Raw genomic sequence first — 23,191 nt, forward strand, 5'->3', positions numbered from 1 at the left:
TAAAATATTAGTGATTATACGATAAAAAAGCGGGAATCCTCCCGCTTTTTACGATTATCGACGTAAGCCTAGTTTGTTAATTAACTCACGGTAACGAGTTACGTCTTTATTACGTAGATACGTAAGAAGATTACGACGTCTACCTACCATTTTCAAAAGACCGCGACGTGAGTGGTGATCTTTCTTATGAGTACGTAAATGCTCGTTCAAGTTGTTAATTGATTCTGTTAGGACAGCGATCTGAACTTCTGGAGATCCAGTATCAGATTCGTGTGTTTTGAACTCATTAATTAATTGCGTTTTACGCTCTTGAGTAATTGCCATCCTGTTTCACCTCCAAATCATGTTAGCCCCATCTACCTCGCAGCCGTCGGTGAAGTCGGCCTGCCAAGTAAGTGGTTTTAAAGCTACAGGAATAATCATACTAAAAATATGCTGAATTTGCAAATGGTAGAGCAGTTTTTCTATGATTTTTTTGTTTGCTTATGCTGATCTTGAAAAAACTGAATCGCTTCTTCTTTATCTTGACTGATTTGAGCCGTCAGCTCCTGGATTCCGTTAAATTTTCGTTCACTGCGAATGCGTTTGAACCATTGTAATTTAATCGGCTGGCCATATATTTCTTCGTTAAAATCAAAGAGGTTTACTTCAATGGCAGGCTGATCAGGACGTTTTTCATAAAATGTTGGTTTATAGCCGACATTACAAACACCGTCATATACTTTACCTTTTACTTCTGCTCTTACTGCATATACCCCTGTTGGCGGAATAATGTATTCAGCAGATAAGCCGACATTAGCTGTCGGAAACCCGATCGTCCGTCCGCGTTTGTCTCCATGGATGACAATACCGCGAAGCTGATAAGGTTTGCCTAAAAGCTCGCTCACATATTCAACATCCCCATTTTTTAATGCGGAACGGATGAGAGTGGAGCTGACTTTTCTGTCTTGATTGGACAGCTTAGGTACGATGGTTGCATTGATACGGCCCTTTCCGTATTCGTCGAACGTTTCCATTGTGCCTGCACCAAAACGGCCAAACGTAAAATCAAACCCCGCTACTGCGTGCTTCACATTCAATTCATCCAAATATTGATCCACAAACTCTTGAGGAGATAGAGCTGCAAAACTCTCGCTGAATTGTACGATGTATAAATAGTCAGCGCCCAGCTGTTCGATAAAATCAATTTTATCCTCAAGCGGTGTAATTAAGTCTTTTGGTTCCCGTGCCTTTTGCAAAACATGTGATGGATGCGGATGAAAGGTCATGACTGCTAAGGCCAATCCTTCTTTTTTCGCAATGCTTTTTGCTTTGTCAATGACTTTTTGATGCCCAAGGTGAACACCGTCAAAGTACCCTAAAGCCATGACAGACGGGACTTGATCCTTTTGATTCAATGTATGTGGGTGTGAAATATGTATAGTCTTCACGAGATGTCACCTTTTCTTTAAGATTGCTTGTCCTGAGATAAGATCTTCGCCGGCTTCATCAGGTTCTGTTTGGTCGGGTGCTTCATATAAATCGCCAGACAACGGCCTGAAGGAGCAAATACAGCGACACGATCCGACTCTGCGAAATGAGCAAATTCATCAGGCATTGGCAGGACTGCACCGTTTTCCACTTTACTTGCTAATGTATCATTTATCTCCCATTTCGGCAAATGATTGAGCGCACGCTCGATCGGGACAAGGTGCTCATCTACAGTTCCTTCCTCGCTTATATCTCGCAGCTCATCCAGCGTGATACATTCATCAAGTGTAAAATCACCAGACCCTGTACGAATGAGATGTGACATGTGGGCTGGAAACCCTAGTTTCTTCCCGATATCAACCGCTAAGGTCCTCACATATGTTCCCTTTGAACATAGAACGGTAAACCTAAATGACACGCTACCATCCTCATATGTGACAGGTGTAGTCCGCTCGATACGGTGAATAGTAATTTCTCGGCTCGGCCGCTCAATTTCAATGCCTTCTCTTGCATATTCATAGAGCTTTTTCCCGCCAATTTTCACAGCAGAAAACATGGGAGGAATTTGTTCAATGGTTCCTTCAAACTGCTTCAGCGCCTCATCAATTTCTTTTTCTGAGATCGGTTTTTCCACCTTTTTTTCTTCTACGATCTCACCTGTTTGGTCTTCTGTTGTTGTAGAAAAGCCAATCGTGATCTCCGCATCATACGTTTTCGATTTATCTGTTAAGTATTCTACAATCTTCGTTGCTCTTCCGATACAAATAGGGAGAACACCTGAAACCTCTGGGTCGAGGGTGCCTGTATGGCCGACTTTTTTTGTGTGCAAAATTTTTCTTACTTTAAACACACAGTCGTGTGAGGTCATGCCTCTTTCTTTATGTAATAAAAGAACACCATTTATCATCTGCGTTCTCTCCTTTCATAAACGATGAAAAAGGACAGACGATCATCGCCTATCCTTATTTCAACATCTTATTCGTGATCTTTTGTGTTTAATTCAGCAATCAGGCTTTCAATTCGATTTCCGTAATCTACAGATTCGTCGAATTCAAAGTGCAGTTCTGGTGTTTTGCGAAGTCTGATTCGATTGCCAATTTCAGAGCGGATGTACCCTTTTGCCTTTGCAAGACCTTTTAAGGTTTCCTCTCTTTTCTTCTCGTCGCCAAGAACTGAAATGTAGACTTTGGCAATTTGCAAATCACCGGATACTTCGACATCAGTTACAGTCAAAAAGCCGATTCTTGGATCTTTTAGCTTTCTGCCTAAGATGTCGCCCAATTCTTTTTTCATTTGCTCACCCACACGGGTTGCTCTCATACTCATGATCTTATCACCTCTAATTAAAACCACTCAGTTTTCGTGATCGTACGTTCAATTTCAGGAAAAGAATCGATAAAGCTTAATACACGCTGAAGCTCCTTTTCCACTTGAACCCGAGATGAGGAAATCACGGCGATTCCGATTGATGTACGCTGCCATGTATCCTGGTAATCCATTTCAGCAATGGTTACATTGAATTTATGACGCGTTCTTGTCAATATTCGCTGAAGAACCGCACGTTTTTCCTTCAGTGAGGATGCATCATAGATCATGCACTCACATTCGGTATAACCGATCATTTTCTTTCGATTTCTTGCATAACGAATGATTCCATGACATCACCTTCACGGATATCATTGTATTTCTTAATGGTAATACCACATTCATAGCCTTGTGAAACTTCTTTCACATCATCTTTAAATCGTTTTAACACGTCAACTTCGCCTTCAAAAATAACGACGCCGTCACGGATTAAGCGGATTCCGCTATCTCTTGTAATCGTTCCTTCAGTTACATAACCGCCAGCAATTGTACCGATTTTAGATACTTTGAACGTTTGACGAACTTCAACTTGACCGATGACTTTTTCTTCATATTCAGGGTCAAGCATCCCTTTCATCGCAGCTTCAATTTCATCGATGACTTTATAGATAATGCGGTGCAAGCGGATATCTACGTTCTCTGTTTCAGCTGTGCTCTTCGCATTTCCATCAGGACGTACGTTAAAGCCAATCACGATGGCATTAGAAGCACTTGCTAAAATGATGTCTGATTCTGTAATCGCTCCAACACCCGTATGGATGATTTTCACTTTTACGCCTTCGACTTCAATTTTTTGAAGAGCTGCTGTTAATGCTTCAGCAGAGCCTTGTACGTCTGCTTTGACGATCAAGTTGATATCTTTTACGTCACCTTGTTTGATTTGCTCAAATAGGTCGTCTAGAGATAATTTTGCTTTATCTGAACGCTGTTCATCCAGCTGTTTAGAAGCACGCGCCTCACCGACTTGACGAGCTGTTTTTTCATCTTTGAATACGAGGAACTGATCCCCTGCATTCGGTACATCGTTTAAACCAGTGATTTCAACAGGTGTAGATGGTCCTGCTGTTTTCACGCGGCGGCCAATGTCATTGACCATTGCACGTACACGGCCAAATGTATTTCCGACAACGATTGGGTCACCTACATGAAGTGTACCTGTTTGAACAAGGAGGGTTGCAACAGAACCTCTTCCTTTATCAAGCTCAGCCTCGATGACAGTCCCTTTTGCCGCACGATTAGGGTTGGCTTTCAGTTCTGCTACTTCGCTGACAAGAAGGATCATTTCGATCAATTCGTCAATGCCTTCACCTGTTTTCGCAGATAGTGGAACGAAAATGGTTTCGCCGCCCCAAGCTTCTGGTACAAGACCATGCTCAGTTAATTCCTGCATCACGCGGTCAGGGTTCGCTGTTGGTTTGTCAATTTTGTTAACAGCGACAATGATTGGCACTTCTGCCGCTTTCGCATGGTTAATCGCTTCAATTGTTTGAGGCATGACACCATCATCTGCTGCAACGACTAGAATTGTCGTATCCGTTACTTCGGCACCACGTGCACGCATCGTTGTAAATGCTGCGTGTCCAGGTGTATCAAGGAACGTAATTTTTTTGCCGTTTTCTTCAATTTGGTATGCACCGATATGCTGCGTGATTCCACCTGCTTCGCCTTCGACGACTTTTGTCTTACGAATGCTGTCAAGAAGAGTTGTTTTCCCGTGGTCAACGTGGCCCATGATCGTTACAACTGGAGGGCGTACTTGCATATCTTCTTCTTTATCTTCAACTTCATACTTTTCAAGTTCAGTTTCTTCTAAAATAATGACTTCCTCTACTGGAACACCATATTCAGAAGCGATTAATTCAACTGTATCTTTATCAAGTTCTTGGTTGATCGTTGCCATGACACCAAGCATCATCAGCTTTTTGATGATTTCAGCTGTTTCTTTTCCAAGCTCATCAGCCAGCTGGCCGACAGTCATTGAATTTGTAAATTCAATTTTTTCAGGAAGCTCTTTTTTAGGCTTCACAGGTCTAGCTTGCTGATGCTGCGGTTTGTTATTTCCACCGCGTTTATTTTTGTTTTTATTTTGGTTGTTGTTTTTTTTGTTTTTATTAAATTGATTATTCTGCACGTCATTCTTCTTTCTATCATTGTTTTTGTTAGATGATTGTTTTTTTTGTTCTGCGGGTTTCTCGTTAGCTGTCTCTTTTGCTTTGGCTTTTTTATAGATAGCGTCTAGCTTTTTCACAGTGTCGTCTTCAAGCGTCGCCATGTGGTTGTTCACTTCCACGTTCATATCCTTAAGCGCTGCTATAATATCTTTACTTGAAACATCTATGGCTTTTGCGTATTCATATACTCTCACTTTAGCCATTCGTTCACCCCCAAATAAATTAATCGAGCAAGCTTATGAGCTTCTTAGCGAAGCCTTGGTCAGTGACAGCGACAACTACGCGAGCTTCTTTCCCAATAGAACGTCCGAGAACGGAACGGTCTTCAACTTTTCTAACCGGAACATTATAAAATTTGCATTTGTCAGATACCTTTTTCTCTGTGTTAGATGAGGCATCTGCTGCAAGAAGAACCAGCTTAGCACGCGCATGTCTAATTTCTTTGATCACCAGATCTTCTCCTGACACGACTTTACGAGCTCGATTTGCTAGACCAAGCAAAGGATACCATTCAGATTCATTCATTAGGTTTTTTCACCTTTTCAGCTAGTTCTAGTAATTCTTCAAATATGTGTTCGTCAATCTGTGTCTGAAATTGCTGCTGTAAACTGCGTTTGTTCTTTGCCGCAAGAATGGTTTCTTTATCGAGAGAAAGGTAAGCTCCGCGTCCGTTCATTTTTCCGGTAGCGTCAACAGACACTTCTCCTTCTTTAGAACGAACAACACGGATCAGTTCTTTCTTTGGTTTCATTTCTCCCGTCACGACGCATTTTCTAAGCGGGATTTTTTTTCGGCTTTTCACCTTTAATATCACCTCTTATTCGTCAGATTCCTCAGCTACTGGTTCAGCCTCTAAGAAAAGAGATTCAGAGTCTTCAGTTCTTGGGAAAATACCGAGTTCCCTTGCATCTGTTTCGCTTTTAATGTCGATTTTCCAGCTAGTCAGCTTCGCTGCAAGGCGGGCATTTTGACCTCTTTTACCAATCGCTAATGACAGCTGATAATCAGGGACAATGACTGTTGTCGCCTTGTCTTCTTCATTCACAATGACATCAAGTACTTTTGATGGACTGAGCGCATTGGCAACAAATTCAACCGGGTCATTAGACCAATGGACAATGTCAATTTTTTCGCCTTTTAGCTCATTGACAATTGCTTGTACACGCTGGCCTTTTGGTCCAACACAGGAGCCAACTGGATCAACATCAGGATCATCTGTACGAACAGATATTTTAGAACGGTCCCCAGCTTCTCTAGCAACCGATTTAAGTTCTACAGTACCATCATAAATTTCTGGTACTTCAATTTCAAATAAACGCTTTAAAAGACCTGGATGTGTTCTAGACACATAAATTTGTGGTCCTTTTGTTGTTTTTTCTACTTTTGTAATGAACACTTTAATGCGGTCATGTGGTTTGTATTCTTCATTTGGCATTTGTTCATTGACAGGAAGAAGGGCTTCGATTTTGCCAAGTGACACGTAAATAAATTTACTGTCAATCCGCTGAACGATTCCCGTCATAATGTCTTCCTCGCGGTCGATGAACTCAGTGTAGATCACACCACGCTCTGCTTCTCTCACTCGCTGCGTCACAACTTGTTTCGCTGTCTGAGCTGCAATGCGTCCGAAGTCTTTTGGTGTGACTTCAATCTCAACGACGTCACCAACCATGTAATTCGGGTTAATATTGGCTGCATCATCTACAGAGATTTCAAGGCGAGAATCATACACTTCATCTACAACATCTTTTCTTGCGAACACACGAATCGTTCCCGTTTCGCGGTTTAAATCAACACGAACATTTTGTGCTTGATTAAAATTACGCTTATATGCAGAAATGAGTGCAGCTTCTATCGCTTCAATTATAATTTCTTTACTAATACCCTTCTCTTTCTCAAGAACAGTCAGGGCATCTAACAACTCACTACTCATTTTTATGGTTCCCCCTTATATCAATGAAAAGGTTAATTGAACGAAACTGCTAATCTTGCGTTAGCTATTTTTTCGTATGGAATATTGATCTCTTTCTTTCTTGTCTTGATCTTCACTGTCACTGTTGCAATCTCACCATCAAAGCTTGTAAGCTCACCTTCAAATGCTTTTTCACCATCAATTGGTTCATATGTTTTCATGAAAACATTTTTTCCAAGTGCTTTTTCAAAATCAGCTTTTTTCTTTAATGGGCGCTCCGCTCCAGGAGAGGACACTTCAAGAAAGTAGTTTTGGCTAATCGGATCTGCCTCATCAAGCTTTTCGCTCAAGGCTTCGCTCACTTTGGCACACTCTTCGATATCGACACCTTTATCAGAGTCAATAAACACGCGAAGGAACCAGTTTTGACCCTCTTTGACAAATTCAACATCAACGAGTTCAAGCTGTAAGCCATCTAAAATTGGCTGCACCATTTCGCTTACGACATCCACTACTTTTTTGCTCATTCTCTTCCTCCTTGTGCTTTCGATAAACGCTCTTATCAATCATTCTGCATAAAAACCCTGCTTTATGTGAGCAGGGGGAGCAGAAAACGGATGAATAATGTCGAGACAAAAATTGCCTGTTCAATACAAAAGAGCGGGTTTCCCCACTCTTGTCTCGGTAATCGTTAGCATTTCCATAAAAACTATACCATATCCAATTTTTTTATGCAAATGAAGTTCCTTATTCAGCAGGCATTCGTCATCGATTCTTTTCATTCATTCTTTTCGCATGTTCACTAATAAGTGCTGCCTCCCTGCTTCCTTTTATAATGCGGAAACCGTCATAATCCGGATAGAGCGAGTCATCGTCCTGAATGCTTGTTAAAATCCAAAATTGACTGCCAGCCCCTCCGAGCCGCTCTACCGCTGACAGCCAGCTCTGATATACGTCAGGACGAGCTGATTGATTTTGATAGCCAAACTCTTCTAGCACAACTGGCTTTCCGATTGACTTCCCGCGGGTGATATGGTCTTCGATCCATTTCACTCCCCAGGCAGCAGACTTGCTCCAGTGATCTGGGTACAGATGATAGGTTCCATAATCGATATTAGGAAGAGATGTTAAACGGTCCCAATCGACGCCTTCTCCTCCACCGTAAAACCAATCTTCATGTCCTGGTATGCGAAAGAATCCTTCATCTCCTACTGCAACAAGATGGTGACGATCCAGAGATTTGATCCATGTACTCATTTCATCTGCCCATTTGACTAGTACATTTCCCGTTGGATCTGACTGCATCCGCGGCTCGTTGGCTAATTCCCAAGTCATAATAGCTGGATCGTCTTTATATTGAACACCTGTATACGTATTGGTTCTTTCTAATACATAGCGCACATAATTTTTGTAAGCTTTTTGAATACGAGGATCTGTATAGAAGGCATCATGCGATCCTGCCCCGAACCACTTCACATATTGATTCATACCGCCAAAGTCATCCCAATTGTTCACTAGTGGGATCACAAGCTTTATTCCTTCCTGTCCTGCTTTATAAATCGCATAATCTAGTTTTTGAAAACCAGATTCTTCATAGACGCCTGGACTAGATTGTAAGACTGAGTTTTCTTGAGGAGCCCCGTCGTGAAAGCCCCAAATCCGTATGACCTTTAAATTCATTGCTTTCATATCATCGAACACAGCATCTACCATTTTTTTAGATTTGTAATGGAAATAGTAATTATTTGTGCCGGCGAAGTAAAATGGTTGATTGTTCAGCGTAAATTGTGTACCAGACGTCTGCACATAAGCGGCAGCCTTCATCGTAAGCGAAAACCAGCCAGACCATATAGCGGCTATAAGTATGAAGCAAGACACTCTTTGAGCCCAATTTTTCATTTACATTCTCCTCACAATCTATCTCTATCCTTCTTGAGGCAGGATCACGTTTAGTTGATACGGTGTTTGTTCATTTGAATCAAGTTCAATCGTCTGCTGTTTGAGCATTTTATTTTCTTTACCGATTCGAATCTCATATGTTCCGTGAAATGCTGGACATTTCACATGGCCATTAGCATCTGTTTTTTCAACTCTTTGCGTCGTCCACTCGTTTAGAAGCTTTTCATAACGTCGTCCTGCTTCATTTAAAGACCAATCATAATTCACGATGGCTGCATGTTCACCTCTCCAATGGGCACCTGCCCAAAATCCCCACATCAGCACTCCTTTTACGGCTGGATGACTAAATGCGACGCGATATAAAGCTTCCAGGTTATCCGCTCTTCTATTAGGGTCAGGGTGAACAGAATCGTACTCTGTGACCCATATTGGAAGACCAAGCTCAGCCAGCACATCGAGCCTCTCTTTGACAATGACTGGATCGACCCGTTCTTCAAAATGGCCTTGAACCCCAATCGCCTCAATAGGTGCGCCTAACTGACGCAGTTCATTGATATGGGCTTTATAGGCATGGTGTTCACCATAAGAGATCACATTATAATCATTCACAAACAATAGTGCTTGAGGGTCAATTTTTTTCGTTTCTTCATACATCCACTTCCAAATATTTTTCCCAAAGCGATCTTTAAAAAATGAACCATGCATCATTTCATTGTTTACATCCCAATGCCGGAACCTTCCCTTAAAGTGATTGCCCGCATGCTCAAGCCGTTTTTTCATGGCTTCATATACTTCGTGATTCGGCAGTGACCTCAGCCAGCTTGGATTCGCATCCTCTACCTCCCAAAATAAAGCGTGCCCCCTCACTGGAAGCTGATGTCGATCTGCAAAATTCAGCATCGCATCTGCTTTTTCGTAGGTGATTTTCCCTCTTTCTGGCTCATTCGCATACCATTTTGCTTCATTTTCAAAAACAGCCCAATTAAAATGCTTCACGAAAAAATCAGCATATTGTTGATTAAATAACACTTGATCATTCATCGCTGAACCAAAGGCGAATTCATGTCTGATTTGCTTTATTTCAACCTCTATTCCTGCTATTGGCTTTTTTTCGCCGTTTGTCACGTTGATCACAAGATCTCTTTGTCTATGCTCTGAGATTCGATCATCCGCCTCTTTTTTCCACATCAGATTTTCCTGCCCATTTTCGCCTCTATTGAAGGAATGATGAAGAAAGCTTCTTTCTTTGACCATGTGAAATCACCCTTATCTTCATTGGATTAATATTACCTATTCAAACTGCCGGCCAGAAGCCGGCAGCTTGCTTTTAACCTCTTAGTTGAACAGACGATGGTATTCAGCATAGGCAGTGGCCATATCCACTTGAGACCAGAAGCGGTGATAAGTGAAAACTGGTGCGCCATTCTCCCATTTGCCTGTAGCTTCATTAAATGAAGACTGATATTTACTTTCGAGTGAAGACCATGCTGGATCTTGTTTAATCTTCGGACGAAGATCAGCAAAACTCGTATAGACCCCATTCCCTCCTCGCTGCGGGTCAGAAGGAATGGTGCTGGCTCCAGGAATTTGATTTCCTTGACCAAATGTCCCGTTCCATCCATTTGGGAAATACACTTCTTTTCTAAAGAAACGGTCATAGTCTTCTCTATCTTCCTCTGTCACTATGCCGACGCCATCATTGTAATTCCATGCAACCTCTAGGAGCTGCGCGGCTGCATCTTTCGCTCTTGCACCAAGCGCTGTATAATCACCTGTTTCCTGCTTTGTGGCTGCAGCAAAGAATATCAAAGCTTTGGCTAGACTTCCTAATACGCCTGTATCCTGAGTCGGATCTTTAGTTACAGCTGTTAAATTTGGATTTCCTGTTGCAGACTGGAACCCATTCCAAGTATCAGGCTGTCCGCTCCAAGCAATATTTCCAGGAAGCCAAAACTCTCCAGGCGCACTTGTTGTAGCAACCGAAACATTCGTTCCTCCTAGAATTCTCTGTCCTTGCTCATCTAAGAAATAACCCTCTTCATCTGACACAGGACGGCTGCCGATAAAAATGTAATCTAAGGCATAGCTGACCCATTTTGTTATGACAGATTTGGCCATTTGGACATTTTCAGATGTTTTATCGCCATCTTTTACAAAAATATAATAAAGCTCTGCTACGCGCTCCATTGGCCACGCCTGCATTCCAAACCAGTTATTTGAAGGCGGGTCAAGGTAAACAGGTGCATCTTCATATGCCATATCATAAAAAGTACTTCTTCCTGCTGGATAAGCGCTATAGTCTCCATTCCAGCTATTGGTTGCGCCTCCTGCTATGGCTCCTTCTTTCGATTGAAGCCATACGTAAAATTCAAGCTGTCTCTTTAAAGTTTTTTCCCAATCGCTTGCCCCGGTAGCAGAAGATGGCTTTAAGCCTCCTTTATCTGAGGATAAAGCATAAGCAGCGACAGGATTTTGATATCCTTGATGACAATGGCTCGCTCCGATACGCCATGACCAGTTTGCATACTCTCCAAGTCCTCCGCCCCAAGAGGTATACCATGCCATTAAGTAATGACAGGCGCCCTTTCCGTTTCCAGGATACGGATTCCCCTGCTTCCCGCTTCCAATCGTTTGAAAATATTTATCGTACATGCCGTAACGGAGGAAATCCCCCATTTTTTTCGCTTTATCAAGATAAGCTGACCGATTATAGCCGAGCTCCTTTGCCCAATACATCGCTTGTATCGCGCGCGCATCAGCATCCGTTGCATTCGTATAGCGCCACTGGGCAGCTGGAGCTTGATTTTCTTTTGTGAACAAACTCATAAAGCCTTCATTCGGCTTACCAAAAGATTTATCGTCCTGTGATGGATGAGGGATGGACTCCCATACAGATTCTTGCGGACCACGCTGGAATGTGTTCACATAGGCGGCTTTATGTGATGGGTTGAGCAAGTTGCCATAGCCATACCAGTTATCTACGTCAAGGAGCCAGTGCATTAAATACGTTTCATTCGTCCCATAGGTTGATTTCAATTCACTATCAATTGGATCCTGACCAGCAGGACGAGCACCGGTCAGCTGGCTTGGGTATTGATCCGGAAATGGTTTCTCTGCTGCGTATGTGGCTGGGCTGGACGGATTGTAAGCGTTCATATGCGGCTGCTCATCATTTCCATCTTCATTGACTGGGATGATGTACTTCTCCATATTGTCCCAAGCTGCCTCTAATTTGCTCCAGTCCCCTGTGTAATGTCCGTACAGCACCTCAAGCCACAGCCAATAGCTATATGCTTCTGAAGTTGTCATATGCCCATAATCAGGTGCTTCGCAAATGAGTGTCTCGATTGAATGATACGGAATTCCTTCTGGTGAAAAATATCCATTCGCATCGCTTTTGATTTGATGATAAAGCGTTAAAAACCGTTCTTTGTTTGACAAGTCCTTCACCCTTTCAATAAAATCGTTGATTTTTATTTGTCTGGAAGTGTGCCAAATACTAAAACACCATCTTCAAAGACAGGAATCTTTGTTGTTTTTTGCATATTGGATGTTAATCCTTGATAGGAATAATCATTTGAGGCATCCCATATATTCGATCCATTTGGAGCAGATAATCGAAATTGTATTTCCTTCTTATGCTCAGATTCTCCTCTAGGAGAAATGGCTACGCCCGTAAAATCGATTTCTGCAAAATAGACGCGGCTTGATGCGTCATATACTTTTAAAGGCGATAAGGAAGCGCCTTCATTGTAGGCTGCTGTCACTTGAATATCCTTTTCAGTGAATCCCTTTGCAAAAACCTCGCTCAGATTGACGTAATATCTAAAAGATAGTGTTTGACTGCTTCTTGCCGGCCAGCCGGACCTGTTGTACAGCACTGCTTTCACTTGAGTAGATGTTGTATCGTTATGCATTACAGCTGCCTCTACAAAAAACTCATCCTCCACTTGTTCTTTAGGCGGGAAATTTGGCAGCTTTGATTGCCCTTCACCAAACAGCTGCACCATTTTGGCGATATTTCCAGTAAAGGCGGCATTATAATCGGTCGCCACCTCGTTAGATATATAATCAGAGATGTCATCATCATATTGATCCTGTGCATTAGGACCCCCTACAAGCGCTCCATAAAGAGTGTGCCGGTGAGATGGAGGATTTGTCAGCTGGTTCGACCATGAGCCATGTGCAGTACGGTGGTGCGGGTGCTTCGGCGGATTCTGGCCAAACCCAACAACGTAGCTTCTATTCAGCGGATTATCACCTAATATATAGTGAGTTTGCTTAATCGCAAACGATTGGTATCGATTTTTCTTTTCTTGATCAGATACCCAATCAGCATAGACAAAGGCTAAAAATGCTGCATTGGCGGCATAACGAAGTGAACCCCATTGATCCAGCCATGCCAAGCCGCCAGGCGTATAGGTGATTCTTTCTACTTTTCCATTTTGAACAAGACCTGTGGTCCAGTAATCAAGATTGCGCTCTGTCGATTCTATAAATCTGTTTTCTTTCGTGATTCTTGCTAGTAAGATTTGTGAAGCAAAAAAAGTATTGTCCCATGACATGGTAAACGTATAATCCCAATCCTTCGGCCATTCTTCTACCGCTTTTAATGCTTTGTTTAAATAGGTTTCTTCATTTGTCGCCAAGTACAGCCAGATTCCACCCCAAATAAGTTCGTCAACATAGCCGCTCCAGGAGTTGTAAAATGGCTGCGCATTGGTGACACAATCTGTATATTTGCCGCGATACCTGTCAGCAAATGCATATAGCTGTTTGGCGTGCGTTAAAAGCTTTGCTGCATAGGACGCATCTGTTTCTTTAAAAATGATAGAACCTGCTGCTAAAGCCGCCGCAGTTTGTGCAGCTACTTCTGTGCCAGGACAATGTTCATCAATTTTAAAAGCTGGCCGGTCCATCGGCATCACTTCTGCTGGCCCCCACCAAGCATGATCGGCGTTTCCATCACCTACTTGCGCCCAAAATTCATTCGGTCCTGTATGTGCTTTCAAAAAATAATCTGTTGCCCACTTGATTTGATCTAAGATCTCATCAAGCAATTCTGCTTTTTCATAAGCTTCTCGGTATTCATATACTGTCCATGCAAGCACGGCTGCTGAGTAAGCCATCGGAAGTCCAAATTTCACATGATCTCCTGCATCATACCAGCCGCCAGTTAAGTCATGCCCAACATCCTTCCCGTCCTCTAGTCCAGAATCTCCCCGCCAGTTAAGACGATTGCTTTCTGGAAGCCGGCCTGACCGCTGCGCTTCATAAAACAGCATGGATTTTTGTAAAACCTCTACATAGTTGTAAGATGCCATTTCTCTATTGCTCACCCCTTCTTTTTAGTGAAACATTGATCAATAGACGCAACCGCCTCCTTTTTATCCTTCGTTTCGTGATCTGTACAGTTTTGAAAAGAATCAAATAGGTTTCAAAAATAAGCATAGTAAACAGCAATCAGCTTTACGCTCATCGAAGGTTTTCTCTTGATTCTCCTTCTGACTGTACCCAGAATGATCATATGTCGCTTGAGAACATTTCAGACGGCGAAATTCTCTTTTGAGCTCTATTTGGGTAGAAAGAATGACATACAATCTCTTCTCTTAAAACATCACGCTAAATCAAGATATATGAACGGATAAGAAAATAATTCCAATTGATAAGAAATCTTTATTAGTTAACATAATAAAATTATTGTATATAGAGAAAAGAACGCCCTTTTAGGGCGCTCTTATTTATCACATTAAAATAAAGAAAGCTGGTTTTGATCAGGAAGTGCTTCTAAACAGCCTTGACGATCTAAATATTCAAGGATGGTCTTCGACACTTTTCCGCGTTTTTGTAAATCTTCTTTTGAGAGGAATTCCCCATCTTGCCGCGCGCGGACAATATTTAACGCAACGTTTGTACCGAGGCCGGGGATGGAGTTGAATGGCGGTATTAATCCGTCTCCATCAATGATAAACTCTGTTGCACTTGAGCGGTAAAGGTCCACTTTTTTGAAGTGGTAGCCTCTTTCACACATTTCAAGGGCAAGCTCTAGTACAGTTAATAGGTTCTTTTCTTTCGGTGATGCATCTAAACCTTTTGAATTAATATCGTCCATAACAGCTCGAATCGCATTCGATCCTTTTGTCATCGTTTCAATATCAAAGTCATCCGCACGAACGGTAAAGTAAGCCGCATAGTACAGGAGTGCATGATGCACCTTGAAATAAGCAATACGAACAGCCATTAACACATAAGCAGCCGCGTGGGCTTTAGGGAACATGTATTTGATTTTTTTACAAGAATCAATATACCAGTTTGGTACATTATTATTCTTCATTTCTTCTTCCCATTCAGGAGGAAGTCCTTTTCCTTTACGAACAGATTCCATGATTTTAAAGGCAAGTGACGGCTCTAAGCCTTGATAGATGAGATAGACCATAATATCATCACGGCACCCAATTACTTCACTTAGTTCACACGTTTTATTGTGAATGAGCTCTTGCGCATTTCCAAGCCAAACATCCGTACCGTGTGATAGTCCAGAAATCTGAACAAGCTCTGAGAAGGTCGTTGGTTTTGTATCCTCTAGCATTTGCCGAACAAACCTTGTCCCAAATTCTGGGATACCGAGTGTGCCTGTTTTACAGCCAATTTGCTCTTCTGTGACACCTAGTGGCTCTGTCCCTTGGAAAATCTTCATGACTTCAGGGTCATCTGTTGGAATCGTTTTTGGATCGATTCCGCTTAAATCTTGAAGCATACGAATGACCGTTGGATCATCGTGCCCAAGAATATCCAGCTTCAACAAGTTATCGTGGATCGAATGGAAATCAAAATGTGTCGTCTTCCAATCGGAACCTGTCGCATCTGCTGGGTATTGAATAGGTGAGAAATCGTAAATGTCCATATAATCAGGCACAACGATAATCCCGCCTGGATGCTGGCCTGTTGTCCGTTTTACTCCTGTACAGCCTTGTACAAGCCGGTCGATTTCAGCGCCTCTCATATGAAGGTTATGATCTCCTGCATAGCCTTTTACGTAACCATATGCTGTTTTTTCTGCAACGGTACCAATCGTACCTGCTCGGTATACATAATCTTCACCGAACAACTCTTTCGTATAGTTATGTGCGATCGGCTGATATTCACCTGAGAAGTTCAAATCAATATCAGGGACTTTGTCTCCTTTAAAACCTAAGAACGTTTCAAACGGAATATCATGTCCATCTTTTTTATACGGCGCTCCACATTCTGGACAGTCCTTATCGGGAAGGTCAAAGCCTGAACCAACAGATCCGTCATTAAAGAACTCAGAGTGCTTACAGCTTGGGCATACATAATGAGGTGCAAGTGGATTCACTTCAGTAATCTCTGTTAATGTCGCAACAAGAGATGAGCCGACAGATCCCCTTGAACCAACGAGATATCCATCATCAAGTGATTTTTTTACGAGCTTATGAGAGATTAAGTAAATAACGGCAAAGCCATGACCGATAATACTTTTTAATTCTTTCTCAATGCGATCTTCTACGATTTTCGGCAATTCATCTCCGTAGATGCTGCGCGCCATTTGATAGCTCATTTCCCGTATTTCTTCATCTGCACCTTCAATTTTTGGTGTGTAAAGATCATCTTTGATAGGTTTAATGCTTTCGACCATCTCAGATACTTTTTGCGTATTTGTTACGACGATCTCTTTCGCTTTTTCGTCTCCTAGGAAGGAGAAGGCTTCGAGCATTTCATCTGTCGTTCTAAAATGAACTTTTGGCAGTTCATGGCGGTTCAGCGGATTCGCTCCACCCTGTGATGAAATTAAGATTTTACGATAAATTTTGTCCTCTGGATGCAGGTAATGTACATTTCCAGTCGCCACAACTGGTTTATTCAGCTTTTCACCAAGCTTGACAATGTTTGTGATGATTTCTTTTAACGCACGTTCATCTCGAACAAGCTCAAGCTGCAGCAGGTGCTGATACACTTCTGGCGGATGTACTTCTAAATAGTCATAAAATGCTGCAATGTCTTCTACCTCATCAGGGGACTTTTGCATCATTCCTTCAAATACCTCACCCTTATCACAAGCAGACCCAACAATTAAACCTTCTCGATATTTCTCAAGCTGAGAGCGCGGAATACGCGGGACCCGGTAGAAATAATGAATATGAGAAAGTGAAACAAGCTTAAATAAATTCTTAAGACCTGTCTCATTTTGAGCAATCAAAGTCGCATGGTAAGGACGTGAGCGCTGGTAAGCATTCGACTGCCCCATGTTTTCATTCAATTGATCGTGATAGGCAATCTCTTTTTCAGCCGCATCTTTTAGCATCTTCAGCATGAGATAGCCTGTCGCCTCTGCATCATAAATCGCCCGGTGATGCTGCGTCAGTTCAATATCGAACTTTTTACAAAGGGTGTTCAGCCGGTGATTTTTAAATTCAGGGTAAAGGAACCGGCCAAGTTCAAGTGTATCAATGACAGGGTTTGACGCTTTATCTGTTTTTAACAGGCGTTTATACGCTGCATTTAAAAAGCCCATATCAAAGCTCGCATTGTGCGCAACAAGGATATCTTGTCCAATCCATTCTTTGAAATCCCGTACGACGTCGACGACATCTGGTGCATCTCTCACCATATCATCGGTGATACCTGTTAATTCGATGGTGGTCGCTGATAACGGGTGATGGGGATTTGCAAATGCCTCAAAGCGGTCAATGATTTCCCCGCCTTTTATTTTCACTGCTGCAAGCTCAATGATCGTGTCATAAACAGCTGAAAGTCCAGTTGTCTCGACGTCGAATACGACATACGTCGCATCCTCTAACAAGCGGTGCTCTGGGTTATATGCAATCGGTACCCCGTCGTCTACTAAGTTGATTTCCACACCGTACATCATTTTGATGCCATGTTTTTTACTTGCTGCATACGCATCTGGGAAGGATTGTACAACGGCATGATCTGTCAGGGCAATTGCTTCATGTCCCCATTTTTTTGCTTGTTCAACAAGTCTGCCAATGCCAGTGACAGCATCCATTTGGCTCATAGGGGAATGTAAATGAAGCTCCACACGCTTTTCACCCTCAGGTGCTGTATCTTCTTTCAGCTGCGGTTTCATTTCATTGACATCATTAGCGATCATGACAAGATCTCTGACAAACGTATCATTTTGAATGCTTCCTCTTGCTTTCACCCACATGCCTTTTTTCAATGATTTCATCAGCTGAGCATCTTCTTTTTCTCTTGCAAACATTTTGATCAAAATACTGTTTGTATAATCTGTGATCTTAAAGATACAAAGCGTTCTCCCGCTTTTCAGCTCACGCGTTTCTGCATCAAATACGTAGCCTTGAACGGTAATTCTTCTTTCCTCGTCCATGATACTGTCAAGCGTACGAATTTCTTCATTGTCTTTGATTTGATAGCCAATCATCAGAGGGCCTGACGGAGCTTCATTCTGCTCCTCACTTTCTTTCTTCTCCATCTCAGTGAGGGCTTGCATGGCTCTTTCTTGATCTTCAGCAAGCTTTTGTTCTCTGAACTTCTGAATCTCTTGATCTGATACAAAAATTTCTGTATCGAATTGCAGCTCTGGAAAGCCCACTTGTTTAAATGCGGCCTGGAGCATCGGGCTGTACTTTTTCTTAATAGCGAGTGCCTCTGTTTCGCTTTTCGTTTTAATGATGATTTTATGTCCAGACAGCGATGGTTTTTGCTGCTGAAGCAAGCTGATGATTGGGGGAGAAATTCCTTGAAGTTCTTCCACACAATGTGACCAGTACGATTGCACGAGTTCTTCAGATATGTGCGGATCACTCACTTCAATCGTACAAGTGATTTGTGCAATATGTGAAAATGCATTTGTCAGCCTGCTAAGAAACATGGCGTATACTTTGTAAGGCAAAAGTGCCTTAAATTTAAAAAGGAAATGCCAAGTTTTCGTCGCCTTATGCACCGTCAATTTGACGATTTCTCCTTCTTCAAAGTAACGACTGAGGTCATCATCTGTCATTTGAATCTGATTAAGTAATATATGAAATTGCCGCCGTGTGATCGGTAATTGTTCATCCAAGACAGGACCCTCCTTTTGTCAATCAGAAAGGTACCTCTTTTCTACAGGAGGTACCTTCATTTTTTTGTTCGTTTTATGCTTGGCGTATAAATGAAATCAGATCATCAACAGATACTTCATGTGATTCACCTGATTTTCTAAACTTCACTTCTACTATACCTTCTTCTGAACGTTTTCCGCAGCTAATACGAATTGGCAGTCCAATTAAATCACTGTCTGCAAATTTTACTCCTGCACGCTCCTGGCGGTCATCGAAAAGTACGTCGAAACCTTCATCTTCTAATCGCTCGTACAACGTTTCAGCCAGTTCTTTCTGCGCATCGTTTTTCATATTTAATGCAAGGAGGTGAAGGTCATATGGTGCCACTGTTTCCGGCCAAATGATTCCTTTCTCATCGTGATGCTGTTCAACAATCGCTGACAGCGTTCTAGAGATGCCGATGCCATAGCAGCCCATAATCATTGGCTGCGCACGACCATTCTCATCGAGGTACGTTGCATCCATCGACTCAGAATAACGAGTGCCCAGTTTAAAGACTTGTCCTACTTCAATCCCTTTTGCAAACTGGATTGTGCCTTCCCCATCTGGAGAAACATCTCCTTCTTGAATCAAACGAAGATCTGTGAATTCTTTTACTGACACGTCACGTGCAGGATTGACATTGACATAATGATAATCCGCTTCGTTTGCACCAGCGACAGCATTTGTCATTCCCTTCACAGCAAGGTCCGCATAAATATCGACTTCTGCTTCCAGTTTAACAGGTCCAACAAATCCAGGCTCAGTTCCAATGACTTCCAGCACTTCTTCACGTGAAGCAAGCTCGACAAGCTGTGCTCCTACCAAGTTTTTCACTTTCACATCATTTACTTCATGATCGCCTCTAGTAAGGATCAGAACATACGCATCATCTGCTTTAAACAAAACAGATTTAATGCAAGCAGCAGGGTCAACTTCTAAAAATTCAGCCACATCTTGAATGGTTTTCACTTGCGGTGTGTGGACTTTTTCAAGTTCTTTGAAGTCCGCAGGATTTGCTTCTTCTCCGTGATATACAGCCTCAGCCATTTCAATGTTTGCAGCATATGAGGAAGTATCAGAATAAGCGATGGTATCCTCTCCGACTTCTGAAAGCGCCATGAACTCATGCGTATCTTTTCCTCCCATTGCCCCAGAATCCGCAATGACTGGTCTAAAATTGAGACCCACTTTTGAGAACACATTAGAGTAAGCCGTAAACATTTTGTTGTATGTCTCATCAAGGCTTTCTGGTGAAGAATGGAATGAGTATGCATCCTTCATAATAAATTCACGTCCGCGCAGCAGTCCAAAGCGCGGTCTCTGTTCATCACGGAATTTTGATTGAATTTGATATAGAGTTAAAGGAAGCTTCTTATACGATTTCACTTCGCTGCGTACTAATGATGTGATCACTTCTTCGTGGGTTGGGCCAAGCGCAAATTCGCGGCCATGGCGATCCTTCATACGCATCAGTTCTGGACCGTATGTATACCATCTTCCTGACTCTTGCCACATTTCTGCCTGCTGCAGCACTGGCATTAACAGCTCAGCTGCGCCTGCCTTTTCCATTTCCTTGCGGACGATCGATTGAATATGCTGAATGACTTTATGCGCAAGCGGCAGATAATGATAGATTCCACTTGTATTTTGTCTAATAAACCCAGCTCTTACTAAGAGTTGATGGCTTTTTGCCTCAGCATCTGCCGGCACCTCTCGAAGAGTTGGAATGAAAGTCAGGGATTGTCTCATGTCGTTACACCTCATTTATGAAATAGGACTTCTCACAAAAACTCTTGTTTCCCGGAATGAGAAACAAGAGAGAATGGTTTTTATAAAAATAACCGCTGAATGTCATTCCACGTTACCACTAACATTAACAGCATGAGGAAAGCAACACCGATAAAGACAACAAGTGCTTCCTTCTCACGATTAATTGGTTTACCGCGAATGGCTTCAACAAATAAGAATAGTAAACGTCCTCCGTCTAATGCAGGAATCGGTAACAAATTCACGATGCCTAGGTTGATACTGAGGAACGCCGCAAACTGCATTAATGTTAACACACCTTGTTTGGCTACTTCTCCTGTCATGTCATAAATTCCAACAGGACCTGCTAACATGTCTAGTGAAAATTGTCCTGTGACAATTTTTTGCAAGTTCGTTAAGATCAGACCTGCCGTTGAAATGACAGTTGTTCCAGAAGATGAAATAACTTTCAAAAATCCATTTTCCGTTGGCGGATATGATCCGAAACGGCCAATGCTTTTCCCATCTGCTTTTACAGCTTCTGGTACAACCTGCACAGTGCTTTCTTTGCCGTCTCGGTCAATGACGACATTCATTTTTTTCTCAGGGTTCTTTTGAACTGTTTGAACGACGTCTGTCCAAGAATTCATTTTCTCGCCGTTAATGGACACGATGTGATCTCCCTGCATGAGTCCAGCCTCAGCCGCCCGGCCGTCTTTCGTCAGCTTACCGAGTACAGGATCATCAACGGTTACCCCTTGAATAAAACCTAAAGCAACCAAAATTACATACGCCAGGATAAAGTTCATAATCGGTCCAGCTGCGATAGCTTTAATTCGCTGCCAAACTGTTTTTGAACCAAATTGACGATTGTATGGTGCGATTTGAATTTCTTCACCATCTGCAATATAGAAGCTTGTTTGACTGACATTGTAGCCAGTCAGAATATCTTCATTTCCAGCTTCATATCCCGAGATTCTCATAGCATGATCTAAATCAATCTGCTCAACTTCGATGACAAGTGCATCAGGATATTTTTCTTTATCATTTAAAATGATCTTTTCTACTTCATTTTGCTCATTGAATAAGAGCCCCACTGTATGACCTGGTTTAATTTCGATAACTTCAGGGTCCTCTCCAGCCATTTTAACAAATCCGCCAATAGGGAGAAGTCTAATGGTATAAACGGTTTCTTTTCGTTTAAAGGAGAAAATCTTCGGCCCAAAACCAATTGCGAACTCGCGGCATAAAATCCCCGCGCGCTGCGCCATAATTAAATGGCCAAGCTCGTGGAAAAAAACGAGCGTTCCAAAAATAATAATAAACGCAATCACTGTATTCACGAACATACCACCTTATGTGAGGATTGATTGAACAAAGTCTCGTGTATCTTTGTCCACTTCATGGATATCTTGCAAACTAGGCGTTGAAATCACATGATGTCTGATTAGTGCCTTTTCAATCAATTCTTCAATTTGCAGGAACGTTACTTTGCCTTTCAGAAATGCATCGACTGCCATTTCATTTGCTGCATTAAGTACAGCAGGCATTGTCCCTCCTATTTTACCTGATTCATAAGCAAAATGTAAGCAGCGATACCTGTCAAAATCCGCTTTTTGGAAATTCAATTGTCCAATCTCCCAAAGGTTCAATGATTTCGCTTCTTGTAACGGCGCCCTGTCGGGGTATGTGAGTGCATATTGAATAGGCACTCTCATGTCTGGTGTCCCTAACTGAGCCATGACGCTTTTGTCGTGAAATTCCACCATCGAATGGATAATGCTCTCTTTATGTAGCAGCACATCAATTTGTTCATAAGGGATATCAAACAACCAATGTGCCTCGATCACCTCGAGCCCTTTATTCATCATCGTCGCTGAATCAATGGTGATTTTCGCTCCCATCGACCAGTTCGGGTGGTTCAGCGCTTCTTCAACCGTAACACCTTCAAGTTCAGTTCGTTTTTTATCTCGGAAACTACCACCTGAAGCTGTCACGATTAAGCGTTCAATATTTTTAGCTTGTTCACCTTGCAGGCATTGAAAAATAGCGGAATGCTCACTATCGACAGGAAGTAAAGGTACATCATATGTTTTAGCGTACTCTTTTACTATATGACCAGCTGTCACAAGTGTTTCCTTATTTGCGAGTGCAATCGTCTTTTTTTGTTCAATGGCCTTTAATGTTGGAACAAGTCCAACACTTCCTACAAGTGCATTGACCACTACGTCCACTGCATCATAGGTCGCTGCCTCGATGTTGGCTTCATCACCAGCAGCCAGCTTCACATCGTATGCAAATGAATGATTTTTTAGCATGTGATAGGTTTCTTCGTCTACACAGCCGACGAATTCAGGCTGAAAGCGCTCAATGATCGGAATCGCCTTTGCTATATTTCTGCCAAATGTCATGGCTTTCAGCTTAAACTTGTCCGGGTGCTGACTGATCACATCTAACGTTTGTTCTCCAATTGATCCTGTTGCGCCTAATAGCGAAATATATTTCAAATTGCCACTCCTTCTCTCGTTCAATAAGTTTCTATG

General features: G+C 42.2%; 18 protein-coding genes. All 18 read right to left on the reverse strand.

The window, feature by feature from the left end; all coding sequences use genetic code 11:
* Positions 1-54 precede the first annotated feature (54 nt).
* A complete protein-coding gene (gene rpsO, locus M1D84_RS10705; protein WP_008354438.1) occupies positions 55-324 on the reverse strand; it encodes a 30S ribosomal protein S15 in 270 nt (89 codons plus the stop codon).
* A gap of 140 nt (positions 325-464) precedes the next feature.
* Positions 465-1,430 (reverse strand): bifunctional riboflavin kinase/FAD synthetase, encoded by a 966-nt coding sequence (ribF, locus tag M1D84_RS10710; protein ID WP_024424135.1) that lies wholly within the window; start codon positions 1,428-1,430, stop codon positions 465-467.
* A 17-nt stretch (positions 1,431-1,447) separates the two neighbouring features.
* A complete protein-coding gene (gene truB, locus M1D84_RS10715) occupies positions 1,448-2,377 on the reverse strand; it encodes a tRNA pseudouridine(55) synthase TruB (RefSeq protein WP_024424136.1) in 930 nt (309 codons plus the stop codon).
* Positions 2,378-2,445: 68 nt separating this feature from the next.
* Positions 2,446-2,796: a 30S ribosome-binding factor RbfA gene (gene rbfA, locus M1D84_RS10720; RefSeq protein WP_007499525.1), complete on the reverse strand. Its 351-nt coding sequence runs from the start codon at positions 2,794-2,796 to the stop codon at positions 2,446-2,448.
* A gap of 17 nt (positions 2,797-2,813) precedes the next feature.
* Positions 2,814-3,092, reverse strand: a complete 279-nt coding sequence (locus tag M1D84_RS10725) for a DUF503 domain-containing protein (protein ID WP_024424137.1) — start codon at positions 3,090-3,092, stop codon at positions 2,814-2,816.
* Positions 3,089-5,209, reverse strand: a complete 2,121-nt coding sequence (gene infB, locus M1D84_RS10730; RefSeq protein WP_025092597.1) for a translation initiation factor IF-2 — start codon at positions 5,207-5,209, stop codon at positions 3,089-3,091. Before infB ends, M1D84_RS10725 begins: the two co-directional genes overlap by 4 nt.
* A 19-nt stretch (positions 5,210-5,228) precedes the next feature.
* Positions 5,229-5,531, reverse strand: a complete 303-nt coding sequence (locus M1D84_RS10735; RefSeq protein ID WP_024424138.1) for a YlxQ family RNA-binding protein — start codon at positions 5,529-5,531, stop codon at positions 5,229-5,231.
* Complete coding sequence (gene rnpM, locus M1D84_RS10740) at positions 5,524-5,808, reverse strand: RNase P modulator RnpM (protein WP_024424139.1); 285 nt, start codon at positions 5,806-5,808, stop codon at positions 5,524-5,526. Before rnpM ends, M1D84_RS10735 begins: the two co-directional genes overlap by 8 nt.
* A 15-nt stretch (positions 5,809-5,823) precedes the next feature.
* Entirely contained in the window at positions 5,824-6,939 is a 1,116-nt protein-coding gene (gene nusA, locus M1D84_RS10745) for a transcription termination factor NusA (protein WP_024424140.1), read from the reverse strand.
* Between the two features lie 32 nt (positions 6,940-6,971).
* A complete protein-coding gene (rimP, locus tag M1D84_RS10750; protein ID WP_003211398.1) occupies positions 6,972-7,445 on the reverse strand; it encodes a ribosome maturation factor RimP in 474 nt (157 codons plus the stop codon).
* 238 nt (positions 7,446-7,683) lie between these two features.
* Complete coding sequence (locus M1D84_RS10755) at positions 7,684-8,817, reverse strand: glycoside hydrolase 5 family protein (RefSeq protein ID WP_024424141.1); 1,134 nt, start codon at positions 8,815-8,817, stop codon at positions 7,684-7,686.
* Positions 8,818-8,841: 24 nt separating this feature from the next.
* The gene (locus M1D84_RS10760; RefSeq protein WP_024424142.1) at positions 8,842-10,071 is read right to left on the reverse strand and encodes an endo-1,4-beta-xylanase; all 1,230 of its coding nucleotides are present in this window, start codon (positions 10,069-10,071) and stop codon (positions 8,842-8,844) included.
* Between the two features lie 81 nt (positions 10,072-10,152).
* On the reverse strand, positions 10,153-12,258 hold the full coding sequence (locus tag M1D84_RS10765) for a glycoside hydrolase family 48 protein (RefSeq protein ID WP_024424143.1): 2,106 nt from the start codon (positions 12,256-12,258) through the stop codon (positions 10,153-10,155).
* 32 nt (positions 12,259-12,290) lie between these two features.
* Positions 12,291-14,141 carry a glycoside hydrolase family 9 protein gene (locus M1D84_RS10770; protein ID WP_332284389.1) on the reverse strand — a complete coding sequence of 617 codons (1,851 nt, stop codon included), beginning with the start codon at positions 14,139-14,141 and terminating at the stop codon, positions 12,291-12,293.
* 425 nt (positions 14,142-14,566) lie between these two features.
* The gene (locus M1D84_RS10775; RefSeq protein WP_235356849.1) at positions 14,567-18,820 is read right to left on the reverse strand and encodes a PolC-type DNA polymerase III; all 4,254 of its coding nucleotides are present in this window, start codon (positions 18,818-18,820) and stop codon (positions 14,567-14,569) included.
* 133 nt (positions 18,821-18,953) lie between these two features.
* Positions 18,954-20,651 (reverse strand): proline--tRNA ligase, encoded by a 1,698-nt coding sequence (locus M1D84_RS10780; RefSeq protein WP_149126658.1) that lies wholly within the window; start codon positions 20,649-20,651, stop codon positions 18,954-18,956.
* An 80-nt stretch (positions 20,652-20,731) separates the two neighbouring features.
* Positions 20,732-21,997 (reverse strand): RIP metalloprotease RseP, encoded by a 1,266-nt coding sequence (rseP, locus tag M1D84_RS10785; RefSeq protein WP_087975441.1) that lies wholly within the window; start codon positions 21,995-21,997, stop codon positions 20,732-20,734.
* 6 nt (positions 21,998-22,003) lie between these two features.
* Positions 22,004-23,155: a 1-deoxy-D-xylulose-5-phosphate reductoisomerase gene (gene dxr / locus M1D84_RS10790; protein ID WP_024424147.1), complete on the reverse strand. Its 1,152-nt coding sequence runs from the start codon at positions 23,153-23,155 to the stop codon at positions 22,004-22,006.
* Positions 23,156-23,191 lie beyond the last annotated feature (36 nt).

It is taken from the genome of Bacillus sp. PK5-006 (assembly GCF_054161415.1).

Bases quoted from the DNA above. Each gene is read 5' to 3' on its own strand.
- rpsO (WP_008354438.1), bottom strand. From the start codon at position 324: ATGGCAATTACTCAAGAGCGTAAAACGCAATTAATTAATGAGTTCAAA.
- truB (WP_024424136.1), bottom strand. From the start codon at position 2,377: ATGATAAATGGTGTTCTTTTATTACATAAAGAAAGAGGCATGACCTCA.
- rbfA (WP_007499525.1), bottom strand. From the start codon at position 2,796: ATGAGTATGAGAGCAACCCGTGTGGGTGAGCAAATGAAAAAAGAATTG.
- M1D84_RS10725 (WP_024424137.1), bottom strand. From the start codon at position 3,092: ATGATCGGTTATACCGAATGTGAGTGCATGATCTATGATGCATCCTCA.
- infB (WP_025092597.1), bottom strand. From the start codon at position 5,209: ATGGCTAAAGTGAGAGTATATGAATACGCAAAAGCCATAGATGTTTCA.
- M1D84_RS10735 (WP_024424138.1), bottom strand. From the start codon at position 5,531: ATGAATGAATCTGAATGGTATCCTTTGCTTGGTCTAGCAAATCGAGCT.
- nusA (WP_024424140.1), bottom strand. From the start codon at position 6,939: ATGAGTAGTGAGTTGTTAGATGCCCTGACTGTTCTTGAGAAAGAGAAG.
- rimP (WP_003211398.1), bottom strand. From the start codon at position 7,445: ATGAGCAAAAAAGTAGTGGATGTCGTAAGCGAAATGGTGCAGCCAATT.
- M1D84_RS10755 (WP_024424141.1), bottom strand. From the start codon at position 8,817: ATGAAAAATTGGGCTCAAAGAGTGTCTTGCTTCATACTTATAGCCGCT.
- M1D84_RS10760 (WP_024424142.1), bottom strand. From the start codon at position 10,071: ATGGTCAAAGAAAGAAGCTTTCTTCATCATTCCTTCAATAGAGGCGAA.
- M1D84_RS10770 (WP_332284389.1), bottom strand. From the start codon at position 14,141: ATGGCATCTTACAACTATGTAGAGGTTTTACAAAAATCCATGCTGTTT.
- M1D84_RS10775 (WP_235356849.1), bottom strand. From the start codon at position 18,820: ATGACAGATGATGACCTCAGTCGTTACTTTGAAGAAGGAGAAATCGTC.
- M1D84_RS10780 (WP_149126658.1), bottom strand. From the start codon at position 20,651: ATGAGACAATCCCTGACTTTCATTCCAACTCTTCGAGAGGTGCCGGCA.
- rseP (WP_087975441.1), bottom strand. From the start codon at position 21,997: ATGTTCGTGAATACAGTGATTGCGTTTATTATTATTTTTGGAACGCTC.